Source organism: Trinickia sp., from assembly GCF_051953405.1.
Lineage (GTDB): Bacteria > Pseudomonadota > Gammaproteobacteria > Burkholderiales > Burkholderiaceae > Trinickia.
In genome coordinates, this window is sequence record NZ_JBQCIV010000082.1 from 1 (window position 1) to 15724 (window position 15724).

General features: G+C 63.5%; 12 protein-coding genes. All 12 read right to left on the reverse strand.

The genetic code is table 11. The features are described from left to right. The coding region (gene mmsA / locus ACTHN9_RS13705) for a CoA-acylating methylmalonate-semialdehyde dehydrogenase (RefSeq protein WP_440537305.1) at positions 1-929 on the reverse strand (929 nt) is incomplete at its 3' end. Positions 930-1025: 96 nt separating this feature from the next. Beyond that, a complete protein-coding gene (locus tag ACTHN9_RS13710; RefSeq protein WP_440537306.1) occupies positions 1026-2792 on the reverse strand; it encodes an AMP-binding protein in 1767 nt (588 codons plus the stop codon). 388 nt (positions 2793-3180) lie between these two features. Then, the gene (locus ACTHN9_RS13715; RefSeq protein WP_440537307.1) at positions 3181-3429 is read right to left on the reverse strand and encodes a hypothetical protein; all 249 of its coding nucleotides are present in this window, start codon (positions 3427-3429) and stop codon (positions 3181-3183) included. Positions 3430-3680: 251 nt separating this feature from the next. Continuing rightward, positions 3681-4079, reverse strand: coding sequence for a response regulator (locus tag ACTHN9_RS13720; RefSeq protein WP_440537308.1), 399 nt, complete (start codon positions 4077-4079; stop codon positions 3681-3683). Then, positions 4055-6181, reverse strand: a complete 2127-nt coding sequence (locus ACTHN9_RS13725; RefSeq protein WP_440537309.1) for a response regulator — start codon at positions 6179-6181, stop codon at positions 4055-4057. Before ACTHN9_RS13725 ends, ACTHN9_RS13720 begins: the two co-directional genes overlap by 25 nt. Continuing rightward, on the reverse strand, positions 6178-7245 hold the full coding sequence (gene cheB, locus ACTHN9_RS13730) for a chemotaxis-specific protein-glutamate methyltransferase CheB (RefSeq protein ID WP_440537310.1): 1068 nt from the start codon (positions 7243-7245) through the stop codon (positions 6178-6180). Before cheB ends, ACTHN9_RS13725 begins: the two co-directional genes overlap by 4 nt. Further along, the gene (locus ACTHN9_RS13735; protein WP_440537311.1) at positions 7242-9203 is read right to left on the reverse strand and encodes a response regulator; all 1962 of its coding nucleotides are present in this window, start codon (positions 9201-9203) and stop codon (positions 7242-7244) included. Before ACTHN9_RS13735 ends, cheB begins: the two co-directional genes overlap by 4 nt. A gap of 189 nt (positions 9204-9392) precedes the next feature. Further along, positions 9393-10862, reverse strand: coding sequence for a HAMP domain-containing methyl-accepting chemotaxis protein (locus ACTHN9_RS13740; RefSeq protein WP_440537312.1), 1470 nt, complete (start codon positions 10860-10862; stop codon positions 9393-9395). After that, a complete protein-coding gene (locus ACTHN9_RS13745; RefSeq protein WP_440537313.1) occupies positions 10859-11422 on the reverse strand; it encodes a chemotaxis protein CheW in 564 nt (187 codons plus the stop codon). Before ACTHN9_RS13745 ends, ACTHN9_RS13740 begins: the two co-directional genes overlap by 4 nt. After that, on the reverse strand, positions 11419-12915 hold the full coding sequence (locus tag ACTHN9_RS13750; protein WP_440537314.1) for a CheR family methyltransferase: 1497 nt from the start codon (positions 12913-12915) through the stop codon (positions 11419-11421). The genes ACTHN9_RS13745 and ACTHN9_RS13750 overlap by 4 nt, the downstream gene beginning before the upstream one ends. Next, positions 12899-13384, reverse strand: coding sequence for a chemotaxis protein CheW (locus ACTHN9_RS13755; protein ID WP_440537315.1), 486 nt, complete (start codon positions 13382-13384; stop codon positions 12899-12901). The genes ACTHN9_RS13750 and ACTHN9_RS13755 overlap by 17 nt, the downstream gene beginning before the upstream one ends. 2 nt (positions 13385-13386) lie before the next feature. Next, positions 13387-15534 (reverse strand): ATP-binding response regulator, encoded by a 2148-nt coding sequence (locus ACTHN9_RS13760; RefSeq protein ID WP_440537316.1) that lies wholly within the window; start codon positions 15532-15534, stop codon positions 13387-13389. Positions 15535-15724: the final 190 nt, after the last annotated feature.

The following is a 15724-nucleotide window of genomic DNA, read 5'->3' on the forward strand; positions in this document are numbered from 1 at the left end:
AGATCGGGCAGCCATTCGCGGGCTTCGCCCACGAGCACCACGGCCGAGGTGGCCATGCATCGTTGGCCCGCCGCGCCGAATCCCGCGCCGGCGAGCGCATTGAGCGTTTGCTCGCGATTGGCGTCGGGCAGCACGACAGCATGGTTCTTCGCACCCATCATCGATTGCACGCGCTTGCCGTGTTCGCTCGCCAGGGTATAGACATGCGTGCCGACGGCCGTCGAGCCCACGAACGAGACGGCTTTGATGTGTTCGTGCGTGCAGAGCGCGTCCACGGCTTCCTTACCGCCATGTACGACGTTCAGCACGCCATGCGGTACGCCGGCCTCGATCGCGAGTTCGACGAGCGCCATCGTCGATAGCGGATCCTGCTCGGACGGTTTGAGTACGAACGTGTTGCCGCAAACGATCGCCATCGGGAACATCCACAGCGGGATCATCGCGGGGAAATTGAACGGTGTAATGCCCGCGCAGACGCCGATCGGCTGGCGCAGCGTATAGGTGTCGACGCCGCCGGCGACGTTTTCGGCGAATTCGCCCAGTTGCAGCGTGCCGATCGAGGCGGCGTGCTCCACCACTTCGAGGCCGCGGAAGATATCGCCTTCGGCGTCGGGGAGCGTCTTGCCTTGCTCGGCCGTCAGGATCTTCGCGATGCGCGGCATGTGTTCGCGGATCAGCGCTTGATACTTCAGCATGATGCGAGCGCGCACGCCGATCGGCGTGGACTTCCACTGCGCGAACGCCGTTTGTGCGGCGCCGACCGCGGCATCGACTTCGGCAAGCGTGGCGAACGGCACGCGCGCCAGGACTTCCTGCGTGGCGGGGTTGACGATATCGCGCCATTGCGTCGAGGCCGATTCGACGAATTCTCCGTTGATCAGCAGCTTGACGGTTGGGCGGCTCGTGCCGGCGGCGGAAGAGGGGCTCATCGATGGACTCCGGTTCGGTTCGGGTTCAAGGTCAGGATAAAGGGCGGCGCGCGGATAAGGCATCGGGCAGGGACGCCTCGGGCATGGCTCGCGCGGTCACCGCAGATCGGGGAAGTCGTCTTCCCAATACTCGCCGGGCAGCCGCTCGGCAGCCGCGCCGCGCGCCATTTCCCGGCGGCGCAATACGACTCGGCGGATCTTGCCGGAGATCGTTTTAGGCAGCTCGTACACTTCGAGACGCCGGATGCGCTTATACGGCGAGAGCCGTTCGCGCGAAAATGCGAAGATGCTCCTCGCGAGTTCCGGTGTGAACGTATAGCCGTGACGCAGCATCACGTACGCTTTCGGCACGGCGAGCCGCATGGGGTCCGGGCTCGGCACGACAGCGGCTTCCGCTACGGCTTCGTGTTCGATCAGTGCGCTTTCGAGTTCGAACGGGCTCAATCGATAATCGGACGACTTGAAGACGTCGTCGGCCCGGCCGACATAGACGTAATAGCCGTCGGCGCGGCGCAGGGCGACGTCGGACGTGTGATAGCGGCCTTCGCGCATGACGTGGGCGGTCGCATCCGCGTTGTTCGCATAGCGCGTCATGAGCGCGACCGGCCGCCGGCAAGGTTCGGACTCGCCGGTGCCGATACCGGTTTCGCTGTCGCTCGGGGCGCCAAGCGGGAGCGCGATTTCGCCTTCTTCCGCCGGGTGTCCGTCCGGATCGACCAGCATGACGCGGTAGCCGGGCAAGGGGCGCCCCATCGAGCCCGGCACGAGCGGCTGCCCCGGCGAATTGCCGATTTGGCAGGTCGTCTCCGTCTGCCCGTAGCCGTCGCGGATCGCGATGCCCCAAGCCGCTTTGACGCGCTCGATGATTTCCGGGTTCAGCGGTTCCCCCGCGCCGACGATCTCCCTCAGCGATACCGCATAGGACGCCAGCGGCTCTTGCACGAGCATGCGCCCGACGGTGGGCGGCGCGCACAGCGTCGTAATGCCGTGGCGCGTCAGAGTCTCGAGCACGGTTTTAGCGTCGAAGCGGGCGTAGTTCAGCACGAACACGCATGCTTGGGCGTTCCAAGGGGCGAAGAAGCAACTCCATGCGTGCTTGGCCCAGCCGGGCGAGCTGATGTTCCAGTGCACGTCGCCCGGTTCAAGCCCGACCCAGTACATCGTCGACAAGTGACCGACGGGGTAGCTCTCGTGCGTATGCTCGACGAGCTTCGGCTTCGAGGTGGTGCCCGACGTGAAGTAAAGCAGCAATGGGTCGCGGGCGCGCGTCGCGGCGAGCGGCTCGAAGGCAGGCGAAGCGGCATAGCCGACTTCGAAGCGGTGCCAGCCTTGCGGCATTGCACCCTGTTCGGTACCGCTTCCGGCGCCGACGGCCACTTTGACGAGCTTCGCCTCGATGCCGTCGAACTTCGCGCATTCGGCGGCATCGACGATCGCGAATGTCGGTTGCCCGATTTCGATGCGCTCGGCTAGATCGTCGGTAGACAGCAGCGTCGTGGCCGGCATGAGAACGGCACCGAGTTTGATCGCGGCGAGCATGGCATCCCAGAGTTCGACGCGATTGGGCAGCATGAGCAAAATGCGATCGCCGCGGCCGACGCCGAGTTCGCGAAGAAAATTGGCGATCCGCGACGAGCGCTCGGACATCTGCGAGAACGACAGCTTGATTTCTTGCCCGGTGGCGGCATCGACGATCCACAGGGCGGGCGCTTCGTTCCCGCGCGCGATTTGGTCGAAGTAATCGATCGCCCAATTGAAATCGTCGAGTACGGGCCAGGCGAAGTGCCGATAGGCGTGCTCGTAGTCGGCCCGATAGCGCAGCAGGAAATCGCGCGCGGCTAGAAAGCGCTGTGATGCGTTCATGCTTGTCTCCTCTCGGCCCGAGTCGGCGCTTCAGCGCTTACTGTGTCCCATGGCGAGGCCTGCCTTCAGCGAGTGCGTCGCCGGCGATTGTCGGCCCTCGGCGCGCGAGGAGCCCAACCGCCCTTGCCGAAGCTGCCCGCGCATTGACTCATTTATAGACAGGATCCGTCGAAGCCGCCGGCAGCGCGAATCTTTTGCCGCTTATGCCGATGGACTACGCGTCGAAGTGTAGGCAGCGGCGTCGCCGCTTTCGATGCTCAAGCCGCTCACTTTGCGTGAGCGCATTTGCCACCCGCCCCGCGCGAGGGCGGTGGGCGCGGAGGTAGCGCAAATGCTGGAATGGGAACCTTGGAAGGCGGGCGCTGGACGAACCGACCAGCCGCGGGAATCAGCCCAGGCCGAGTCCGCGCAAAATGGCGCTGCCGTCCTCGGTAAGCTGAAAGCGGGTCGCGCCGGATTCGAGCGTCACCGATTCCACGAGACCGGCCTCCTGCAGCATCGGGATCTCGGGCTTAGCGGAAACGTCGATCGGCGAGTGCAGCAGGAGCAGCAAGGTGGCGATCTCGTGATGGCTTAGGATGCGGCGCAGCATTGTCCGCGGCTTGCTCGCCTTGGCAGGTTTGTTCAGGTCAGTCATCGGGCCGGCCTCCATCACGTATTCGCTGCGGCCAGATGGTGATTTCGGTGCCTTAAGCCATCCTTAAAATGAGGCATTTTCGGCACGTTGCACCGCGTTGCGCAGGGAAGGTACTTCGTTGAAAATGAATGATTTTTGGTTATTAGGCGTTACCGTTGCGTATTAATATGTTACACATTTAGTCGATGGTCGCGGGCCGTCGCTAAGTAGGAACGAGCGGGCAGATAGCGTCAACCGGGTATCGCCGAGCATCAGCTGCCGGGCTTGAACGCGCCCGCGATTTGTTCGAGGAACAGGCTAACGTCGATCGGCTTGGTGATGTAGCCATCGAAGCCGCTCGCGAAGATCTTTTCCCTGTCCCCTTTCATTGCCAGTCCGGTAAAGGCAAAAATCGGAATGTCGGATGTTCTGACGTGGGCTTTTAGAAGGCGGGCGGCTGCTAGGCCATCGGTGCCCGGCAACTGAATATCGAGGAGGATCAGATCGGGACGCTCGTCCTGTGCGAGTGCAATGCCCGCCTCGGCACGGTCGGCCAGCAGGACGGTATGCCCGGCCTTGTCCAACAGGAAGCGGGCGAGCTTCATGTTGGCGGGATTGTCCTCGATCACCAAGACCTTTGCCATCTTTACGTCGCCCGAACCGGTAGCCATACGATGAATTCGGAGCCGCGGCCGACGCGGCTGTCGACGGCCAGCGCGCCGCCGTGCAGTTCGACCAATTGCTTGACGAGCGCGAGCCCAAGGCCCGTGCCGTTATAGCGGCGCGCTAAGCTGCTGTCGAGCTGGACGAAGGGTTGGAACAGCCGCGGCAATTCGTTCGCGTCGATGCCGATGCCGGTGTCGATCACGCCGATTTCCACGAAGCGCGGCACATCGAGGGCGAGCGCCTCACCGTTGCCGACGAGCCGGGCCGCTAGCGGTCGGGATCGTTCGACGAGGCTTGCTCGCAAGGTGACCGTCCCCTCGTCGGGCGTGAACTTGACCGCGTTGGACAGCAGGTTGTAGACGATCTGTTTGGTCTTGCGACGATCCACGGGGAGGGTGCCGATATCGCCGAATTCGGTTTTGAGTTGAAGGCGATTCGCCATCGCGCGTTCCTTGATGACGACCAGGCTGGCCTGCAACAGCGTGCCGATATCGGTCGGTTCCAACTCGAGCGCCATGCGACCGGCCTCGATCTTCGATAAATCCAGAATGTCGTTGATCATCGACAGCAGATGCTTGCCGCTTTCATGGATGTCGCCCGCGAACTCCCGTTGTTGGGGCGACATGGGGCCAGCCATGCCGCTCGTCATGACTTCGGAAAAACCGATGATGGCGTTCAAGGGGGTGCGCAACTCATGCGACATGTTGGCGAGAAATTCCGACTTGAGATGGTTGGCGGCTTCCAACTGCCGGTTCTTTTCGGCGATGTGCAACTGATTGTCTTGCAACGCGGCGTTGGCCGCTGCGAGGTCGTGGTTTTTCTGTTCAAGGATCGACAACAGCTCGGCGCGGCTTTCCGCGAGGGCGCGCGCCGCGCGAGCTTCGGCCGCTTCCAGCTCCTTGCTCAGCAGCTCGGATCGAATGACGCGATTCTGGTCTTCCAACTGCTTGCGCCGCAATTGGACGCGCACACGGGCCTTCAACACTTCGATCTCGCTCGATTTGAGCACGTAGTCGTCCGCGCCGCTGCTCAAGCCTTCAATCATCGCGGCCTGGTCTTCGGACGCGGTTAGCATGATGACGGGAATGTCGCGCAGTCGGGCCGATGCTTTGACACGGCGACAGGTTTCGATGCCGCTTAGGCCCGGCATCACACGGTCGAGCAAGATGCAATCGACGGGCTGTGCCGATGCCATATCCAGCGCCTCTTCGCCGCAGCGAGTCAGGATCACGTCGTAGCCTTCGGCGCGCAGCGTCTCGCCGAGCGCTTCCAGATACGTCGAGCTGTCGTCGGCGGCCAGGATGCGCTTCGGACCAAGCAGGCTCGCGGTGCGCCCCTCGATCCCTTCGCCCGAAACATTGCGCAGCACCGCGGTCACCCGGGCGAGCACCATGTCGAATGCTTCCGACTTGAGCATATAAGCGTCGGCGCCGGCCTCGAGCGCGGTGAGTTCGCTACGCCGATCGCTGGATCCTGTCAGCAGGATGCAGGGTGTGTTGCGCAAAGCCGCGTCGAGACGCAGCTGACGGATCACCGTCGGGCCGTCGATGTCGGGCAGTACCCCGTCGACGATCGCGACGCTGGGGCGATGCAATGCGAGGCTGCGCAAGCCTTCTTCGCCTGTCGCCGCGTGCAGGACCTCGAAGTTCTGGTCTCGCAGCAGTTCGCCCAGATGCTCGCGGAACGTGGCGCTATCGTCGACGATCAAAACGCTCGGCTTGCGCGACGTTCCGTTGCGCCCGGGCCGCAGCAGCTCGCGCACCCGCGCCGCCAGGTAGTCGCGGTTATAGGGCTTGCCCACGTAGTCGCTCGAACCCATCGTCAAGCCGCGAATGCGGTCGCTCACCTCGCTTTCGGTGGAGAGGATCAGTACCGGCAAACCCGCCACGGCCGGCGTGGCGCGGATCTCGTGGAGCCATTCGATGCCGTCGCCGTCGGGCAGGAGGACGTCGAGGACGATCAGATCGATAGGCTCGCGCGCCAGAACGGCTCGGGCGCGCGCCAGGTCGGAACAAGCGTGAAGCGCGTAGCCGTTGCCGGCCAGCGCCTCGCACAAGTCGGTGCGCACGGTCAGGCTGTCGTCGACGATGAGGATCGACGCGCTCATGGCGGGTTTCTCGAGCCGCGTCGGTTCGCGAAGCGTGCCAGCGCCGGGCCGATTTCGGAAAGGGGCAGCACGTGTTGCGCGGCACCGAGCAACACGGCCTCGCGTGGCATGCCGTACACAGCCGAGGTGGCTTCATCTTGCGCAATCGTCAGGCAGCCGGCCCTGCGCATCGCGAGCAGGCCGCTGCCGCCGTCCTGTCCCATTCCGGTGAGCAGGCAACCGGCCGCTGCGCCGCCGTATTCTTCGGCGATCGACTCGAACAGCACATCGACCGAAGGCCGGCATGAATGGCGCTCTGGCGCGTCGGACAATACGAGCCTGCGCTTGCGCACTGCCAGATGACAGCCGGCCGGGGCCAGCACGATGCCGCGCGCCGGCACGGCGTCGCCGTCTTGCGCGACACATACGCGATGCGTGCTTTGTCCATCGAGCCATTGTGCGAACGTGTCGCCGAACGGGGTGCCGATGTGCACGACCACGAGAAGGGGAAGGGAGAAGTCCGCCGGCAGACTGCGTAGAATGTCGGCCAGCGCGCGCGGGCCTCCCGTGGATGCGCCGATGGCCGCAATTTGGAGGTTGAGGGGCTCCGGCGCAATGTCCGGTGTGTCGATGGATTCGATTGCCGGCGTGTATTTCTTGGTTAGCCGCCCGCGCAGATGCGTGATCGGCTTGATCCGCGCGACGAGCTTGACCATCGCCACGAAGCGCGATTCCCACTCGCCGGCGATGCCGCCGGCGGACGGTTTTTCCATGACCTCGACCGCGCCGGCTGCCAATGCGTCGTAGGTCCTAAACAAATCCCGCCGATTGAACGACGAGGACACCACGAGAATGGGCGTCGGACAATAGGCCATGATGTACTCGGCCGCGGCGAGCCCGCTCATCACCGGCATCATCATGTCGAGCGTCATGACATCGGGCCGTAACGCTTGGCACAGTTCGATCGCTTGGCTGCCGTCCTTGGCTTCGCCCACCACCTCGACATCCGAATCGGCGCTCAAGATTTCGCACAGGCGCTTGCGCACCGTCAGCGAATCCTCGGCCACCAGTACGCGAAGTTTCATGTCTCTAACAGAGTGTCGATGCGTTGCAGGAAATCGGTCTGATCGAATTGGCTCTTGACGATGTAAGCCGATGCGCCTGCGACTTCGGCACGGCGCTTGTCTTCGGCCGAATCGCGCGAACTGACGAGAATGCAGGGAACTTGGCGCAGGGCCGCGTCGCCGCGGCTGAACTCGACGAATTCGAAACCGTTCATGCCGGGCATTTCGATGTCGACCAGAAATAGCGCGTAATCCTTGATTTTCGCCATCTCCAGGCCCTCCTCGGCACAGGCTGCCGATTCCACAGTGAATCCGGCCGATTCGAGGATGCTGGTTTCCAGCATCCGAGTCGTCAGCGAATCGTCGATGATCAGGATCGGCCGCGGTGCGTCCAATGGCGGCAACTCGCCCGAGGGGTGCGTGTCCGGTGCCGCGATCAATTGCTCCGGCGCAAGCACGGCACGCGGTATGCCGTCTTGATCGAGGAACGTCCCGGCGACGATGGCGTCGACGGGGGCCAGTGCCGGCAGCGGTCGCAGCAAGACGATCTGCGTTCCATGCAAGCGGTCCACCTTGACGGCAGCGGTGGCCCCGGCCCAGGCCAAAACGGCGGCCGTCTTGGCACGCGCCTCGGTACCGGCGTTTGCGTCGCGTCTTTGCGTAGCGATTCTCCCGAGCGTCGGCGAGACCAAGCGGATCGGCACGCCGTCGTCGACAATCGCCTCACCTTCGGGCGAGTGGATGATCTCCGCGGGAACGATTCGTCGCACGCGGCGCACCGCTTCGAGCGGTATCGCGACAGTTTGGTTGGCTAGCTCGACGATGAGCACCTCGATCGAGGCCACCGACACCGGCACGCGCAGCTCGATCGCCGTTCCGTCCCCGCGTGCGGTGCGGCCGCCGATCTTGCCGTTCAGGCGCTGCATCGCTTCACGCACCACATCCAATCCTACGCCGCGGCCAGCGAGGGGCGTGATGGCGCTCGTGGTGGAGATGCCGCCTTTGAGCAGAACCGACAGCCAATCGTCGGGGTCGAGGCCATTCGCATGGGCCGCGCTCGACCCTTTGCTCTGCGCGGCGCGCTTGACTGCGTCTATGTCGACCCCAGCGCCGTCGTCGGCACAACGGAACACGATATGGCAGCCTTGCTGCTGCATCTGCAACGTAATGTGTCCCGCGGCTGGCTTCCCGGCCATCAGCCGTTCGGCCGGCGATTCTATTCCATGTGCGACCGCGTTGCGTACGAGTTGAACCAAAGCATCTTGCACGACGTCTAGGACTTTGCCGTCGAGCCTGACCTCGCCGCCGTCGGTCACGAACTCGACCTGCTTGCCGACGCTATGGGCGCCATCGCGGGCGACGCGTTCCAGCGTGGTGAAAACATGGGAAACCGGCGTCAAGCGAAGGCGGTCGGCCGTGTCGCGCAACTGGTGCAGTTCGCGCCCCATCCGTTCCGCACTGAACATCAAGCTGCGCTCGGTGTGGGGCGGCAGCGCCCGATCGCGGCCGAGCTGTGCCAGCACGCGCCGCATCGTGCTCAGCTCGCTGCTCAACTCGTTCAAGCCTTCCAGCAAGGTGTCGACCATCGCAACATCGGAGCGCGGGGCGCGGGCCGGCGGCTCCGGTACCGCCTCCTTCGTCGCGGCACCGGGCGCCGCAGCATCGGGCGGCGCCAATCGATTCAGGTGACCTTCGATCGTATCGAGCCGCCGGAGCATGGCGTCGATCTTGTTCCGCTCGGGTGCTCCGCGCTCGCTCCGGTACGGTGCGAGATCTTCCTCGAGCGTATGGGTGAGTTCCGCAATTTCGCCGAGTTTGACCACATGCGCGGCGCCCTTGAGGGTATGGGCGAGCCGCAGCAGCCGTGCAACGAGTTCGGCGTCGTGCGGCCCCCTCTCCAGTTCCAAGACGCCGGCGCAGAGCTGGTCGAGCAGCTCGCGCGCCTCGACGCGGAAATAGCGGTACGGATCCTTGCCCATCTAGTGTCCTGTCCCGTAAGTTCTTTGATAAATGAAATTGTTCATTTGGTTGTTAGGCAAGGAGCGAGGAGGCGCCATAGCCGAAGCTATGGCAACGACGAGAGACGCCGTCCCCCAAGGGGATTTCCTTCGGGGCACATGGCGGCCAAATGGGCGATTTCATATCAAAGGAACTTGCGGGGCAGGGCACTAAGCCGCCTGCGACAAAATCAAGCGCCGCAATTCCGACGACAACCCGGCGAGTTGCGAAGCCGTCTGCAAAGTCTGGGTGGTGCTCGTCTCGGTTTCCTTCGTGGCTTGCGACACGTCCGTCACGGCGATCCGTACCTGCTCGGCGGCCGTCACCTGCTGCTTGGTGGACAGCTCGATTTCACGGGCAGCATCGGTGGTGGTGCCGACCAGTTCGGAGATTCGCTTCAAAGCGACGGCGACATCCGCGAATTGGCGTGCGCCGGCGTCGACCGCCTTGGCGCTGCTCTCGGTCGCCATCACGGTCGTATTGACGGCCCCGCGGATATCCTCGATTTGCGTGCGGATCTCCTTGGTCGAGTTCGAGACGCGATCCGCCAACTTGCGGATCTCGTCGGCCACGACCGCGAAACGCTTGCCGCTCTCGCCCGCGCCCGTGGCTTCGATGGTGGCGTTGATCGCCAGGATATTCGTTTGTTCGGCCAGTTCGGCGACGATATCGAGCACTGCGCCGATTTCCTGCGATTTGCGCCCGAGATCGAGCATGTGGTCGACGACGACGTCGACCTGCTTGCGCATGATGGCCATCGATTCCTGACCTGTTTCCACTTTGGCGTCGCCGGTCCGCGCCGCGGCCGCGGTTTGCTCCGCGACCTGAGCGACGCGTTGCGCACTTTCGGCGATTTGACGCGAAGTGGCGACCAGTTCGCTGATGGTGGTCGTGATCTCGGTCATCGCCGTCGCTTGCTCTTTGGCGCCGGATGCTTGCTGCGTGGCGGCAGCCTGCAGTTCCGCCGACGAACTTTGGACATGGCCGACGGCTGCGCCGATCTGCCGGCTGAGCGTGCGCGTCAACAAATAGGCGACGGCAATCGCGCAGACCAGCGTGCCCGCTGCAAGGGCGAGCACCAAGTCGACGGCGTTGGATGCCGTGTTCGCCGCCATGCGATTGGCCTCCGTCAGGTTGCGCTCTTCCAGCGAGACGAGGGCGCGCAACTGTTCGTCCAATTGCTGCCGCGCCGGCAGGATTTTCGTATCGAACTGGCGCAGCACCTCGTCGGTTTTGACGTGGTTGCGTACGGATGCGGCCAACGCCTCGGTGGCTTGGTGATAATCGGCGGAGGCGCGCTCTATGGTGTCGATCTGGCGGTGCGATTCATCGGTATCGGCGATCTCCTTCAAGTGAGTGAGGATAGAGACGAATTCCGCACGCGAAGTATTCAGTTTCGTCGCAAAGCGATCGTCTCCCGTCAACATATAGCCGCGCAACGCCGACACGCGTTGCTCCGAGACGGTATTGAGCCTTTCCACCTCGATCAGAATCCGCGCGTTGGTATTGATGACGTGATCCTTGCTAGCGATCGTACCGAGCAAGACGTAGATCGCGACGGCCGAAATCGCGGCGGCAAGCACGACGAGTACCCCATAACCGCCCGCCAATTTTTGCGAGAAGGTCCAATCCTTGTTCATGGCTTATCGCTCCTTTCGTCGAAGCATGGATCGCACAATCCGCGAATCGCGGACAGCGTGGACTGCAACTGGATGATCGGGCGGACCGTGGCGCCGTCACGCACTAGGTCGCGGAGATGAGGGCGCTCGGGTTGTCGCCCTCGTTCGGCGTCCGGAGAGTGGGCGACGTGTTCCGCGCCGGCCGTGAACCAGTGATCGAATGCATCGAAGGCGAAGGAGACGGGCTCGCTGTGGCGCAGCGATACGATCCAACGCGGCATCGCCGGCCGGGTCCGTGTGTAGCCCAGCATCGCGGCGAGGTCGTACACGGGACTGACGAGTCCTCGAAAGCCGACGACACCCAAGAATTCGCGCCGGTCGGAAGGTAGCGCGACGACGTGGCGATCGGCATGTAAGCCTAGGATTTCCGTGACGCGGATAGCGTAGGGATCTCCGACGACGGATACGGCGAGCAGGGTCTCGCGCGGCGGAGCTTCGGTGGGCCGTTGCGCGAACGACCGGTCGAAGGCTTCGCGCATCGAGCGCGCGATGTCGCGCGTGCCGGATTCGGAAAGGGTCATACCTGGGCTCTCATGTTGTTGCAGTGAGCACGACACATGGCGACCAGCGCCTCGCGCTTGAAGCCGCCGCCGAAGAGCAGAACACGCGAGGGATCTTCCTGCTGCAAGAGATGAGCGGCATGCGACAGCTCGCGCACGGCGGCGGCACAATCGCCTTGGCGCCGCGCGAGCAACCCCAAGTGCAGGCGGGGCATGGCAAAACTGGGGTCGAGGTAACAGGCAGCCTGATCGTGCTCGATCGCCCCGCTAACGTCGCCCGCCGCTTCTCGGCACACCGCGAGGATGTACTGCGCGCCTGTATTGAGTCCGTCGCGTGCAAGCAAGTCGCGACAAACGGATTGCGCGCTGTCCAACTCGCCGCTGTGACTGAGCGATACGGCCTTCAGCAGCAGGACGTCGGCGTCGTTGGCATGTTCGGCCGGCAGGTCCGCGATACGCCGCAGCGCCTCGCCGAAGCGCTCCGTGCGCACGCATTCGAGCGCCGATGCGAGATCGAGCGGCACCGCTGCCGTCCGGTCGAGCGTCCCTGCCGAGTCGATCTGTTTCGTCAGCGTGGAAATGCGCTCAGACGCTCGCTGAATGACTTCGATCCAACTCGTGTCGCTCGCGATCGCGGGGGCCTCCCGGGGCTCGAAGCCGGCGTCCTCGTTCGCGAGCGTCGCGGCGCTGCGTTCGTCTTTGCGACGATAGTAGAACGTATCGTGCGTATGGCACAGTTGGTAGTCATTGGACAATCCGCGCAACGTTTCCGCGTGCCCGAGGAACAGGTAGCCTCCGGGCGCGAGCGAGCGGGTGATGCGATCGATGGCGGCGCGCGCTTGCTCGGCGGAAAAATACATGAGGACGTTGCGGCAAAACGCGATTGCGAAGCGGCCCGGCTGCCAGAACGCGCGATCGCCTCGCGCCAGATTGCCGGCGCCGATGTGCACCGCGCGCCGCACGCTGGGGTCGAGCACATAGTCGTTGCCGTCGACGGCGAACCACTTGTCTCTGATCGATTTCGGCGTATCGCGCAGCGACCAGTTCGAGTACCGCCCTTGGACCGCTTTGTCGAGCGCGATCGGATTGATGTCGAATGCTGATATTTCGACGACATCCGCCGCCTCCGGAAAATGCTCGCGCACCGTTATCGCCAAGGAATAAGGCTCCTCGCCCGATGCGCAGCCGGCCGAGAGGATCCGGCACACGCTGCCTCGCGCGGCTAGTGCGCGGGGCAGGGCCACCTCCGAGAAAGCGGCGAATTGGTCGCTGTTGCGAAAAAAATAGGTCTCCGAGACAGTGAGTTCCCGTGCCAGCAGAGGCAATTCGGATTGCAGCCACGCTTCGCCGGCGAAACGATCGAGATACCGCCCCGCACTTCCATATAGCGCACAACGCGCGCGCAGCAGATGAGCCAGCGCATCCAGGCGGGCGTCGTCGATATGCAACCCGATATGGGTTGCGATCAGCGCGCGGAAACGTTCGATTTCGTGCGCGTCAGGCGCGGTGGTCATGACCTGGCACCTCCGCGTGGGCGTTGATGGCGAACCAGAGTTCATCGGAAATCAAGTGAGCGCTTTGCAAGACGACCAATAGCTGCGTATCGAGAACGCCGATTGCGGTCACGATGTCCGAATCGGATGCGTGCAGCAGATGAGGCACATCGGCGCGCAGCGTTGGCGGGACGTTGCGAATGCCGATCACTTCCTCGACCGCGAGGCAGGCCATACGCCCGTCGATCTTGACCGTGACATAGCGTGCCGGCCGTGCGCCGGAGCGGGCGCAGACCAATAGCGCGGTGTCCAGAACCGGGACGCCTTCCCCCCGGACGATTGCGATGCCGAGCACGAATGCCGGCATGTCCGCAACCTCGGTGACCGGTAATGGCCGCATGGTCTCGACGACACGAGCCAGGGGAATGGCGTACAGCAACGTATCGCTGCGGCAAATCAGAAAGCAGTCGCTGCCGACATCGTGGCCCATGATCATTCCACCGTTCTGGCTTCGACCGCCACAAGCGGCAAAATCGCGGTCAACGCGAAGCCCGAGCCGGGTGCCGTGCGAATGTCCACTTCGCCGCCTAAGAGCGTCGCGCGCTCGTTAATGCCGAGCAGCCCGAACGAACGCCGATTCGGGTGCGCGTCCTGCTCGGCGCCACAGCCGTTGTCGACGATCCGCACGATGCAATGCGGGTCCTCGCGGACGATGTCGAGCACCACTTCGGTCGCGCCGGAGTGGCGCGCGACGTTCGTCAGCGCCTCCTGCACCATGCGAAACACTTCGATTCTGCTTTGGCGGTTGAAGGCAATGGCGTCTGCGTCGATGTGGTGGACGACACGAATCCGATAACGCGCCGAAAACTCGTTTGCCAGCCACTCGATGGCCGCGATGAGCCCCAGATCGTCTAGCATGGCGGGCCGCAGGTCTGCCGCGATCCGCCGCACCGAGTCGACCAATCCGTCGATTAACGTGCACATGCCTTGCAAATCGTCGCGCAATGCCGAAGGCTTCGCGGCCGCGTCGCTCTTGTGGTCGACAAGCGTCACCGCCATCTTTAGCGCCGTCAGTTGCTGACCAAGATCGTCGTGCAACTCGCGCGCGATGCGCGCCTTTTCCTCTTCGCGAATGCTTTGATTGTGCGCAGATAGGCGCCGCAGCGCTTCACGCGAAATGCGCAGTGCCTCCTCGCTCGCGGCAAGGTCCGCGAACGCGTGGGACAAACCGAGTGCTTGTCCGATCTGAGCGCCTAGCACGCGGGCGAAGGCGAGCGCATCTTCCTGCGAAATATCGTCCGCGGGCCGGCTGCCGAGGATCGCCGCGCCGTAAGTCGCATCGGCCCACCCTACCGGTACGACGAACAACGAACTCGCCCGCATCCCGACGACGAGCGTCTGCGCAACGTCGGCCGCGATGGCGGGGGAGGGGACTGGCGTCACGTTTCCGCGCCTTGCGATCTCGCGAATGACCGCTTCCGAATCGAATACGCGCCGTACGCTTGGCATCTCAGCGTCGGAAAAACCCGTCTGGTGCTTGAACGCGAGACGCCCGTCGTTTTCCGCCAGGTAGAGCACCCCCTTCGAAATTCCCGCCATGTCCAAGCACGATGCCAATACTTCCCCTAGCACACCGTTCAGGGCGCGGTTCCTCGCCAGCGCCTCCGATACACTGGCGAGTACGGCGAGCCGCGCCGCCTGCAGGTTGGAGCGATTCACGAGGTGTGCGTTCTGTCGTACCTGGCGCTCGAGTTGCCAGAGCGCGCGCTTGGCGTGTTCGTCGTTGATTGCTTCGAGGCGATCGCCTGGCGACGGAGGCGGTGGCGTTTGCAGCGCGTTGCCGATCGCTTGCACCAACGCATCGAGCCCCTCGGTCTTCGCAACCAGCACGCTCGCGCCGACGCGTGCGGCCAGCGCACGGTCCGATTCTTCGATATACGAAGAAGAGGACAGGACGACTGGGATGTTTTCGGTGTCCTTGTCGCGGCGCAGCGCGAGGCACAGCGCGAACCCATCGATGCCGGGCATAAGGATATCGCTGACGATGGCATCCGGCCGATGCCGGCGGACCTCCTCCAGTGCGGATGCGCCGTCGGAGGCAGTCGCGACGTCGAACCCCGAGTTTGCAAGCCAGACGCGAGTCAGCTTCAACTGCATGGGATCGTCGTCGACCAAAAGAATGCGGCGGTCGCGGACCGTTACCCCGGAATTGGCCGACGTTGCAACCAGGTGGGCTCTGACGAGTTCGATGAGGTGACTCGGATCGACAGGCTTGAACAGGACAACAGCGAACCCTTCGTCCGCTGCTCGCGCCTCGTTGAGTTTGGACAAGAATCCCGACACGCAAAAGATAGGGATCGATGCGCTGCCCAATTGCCGGCGAAATGCGTGCAACAAATCCAGACCATCCATGTCTGGAAGGGCGAGATCCTGAACGATGAGATCAGGCTGGCGGTGCGAGGTAATGTCCAGCGCGGTGCTGGCATCGCCGGCCTCGATCATGGTATATCCGGCGCTCCCCAGCGCGACGCAGAACATTTTCCGCGTCGTCGGGTTATCTTCCACGATGAGAATGGTTCCGGCGGCTTTCGTAGCGGCATGTCCAGGAACGTGCGTCCCTTCCCCCTGCAGGCTATTCACATCCTCGCCCCCCGGTTTTCTCTAGGTGTCACACCCAACTACCGGCATCCGGGCCGGATCGAAGGCGATTCGACATCGCGGTCGTGCTCTTGCGTTCGTGGAAAGCAGTAGATGATCGAATCGGTGGTGTGCCTGGTCGATGCCACGCGTGCGGACAACCTACGCCATTGCCGGCAATCGTAATAAGTAT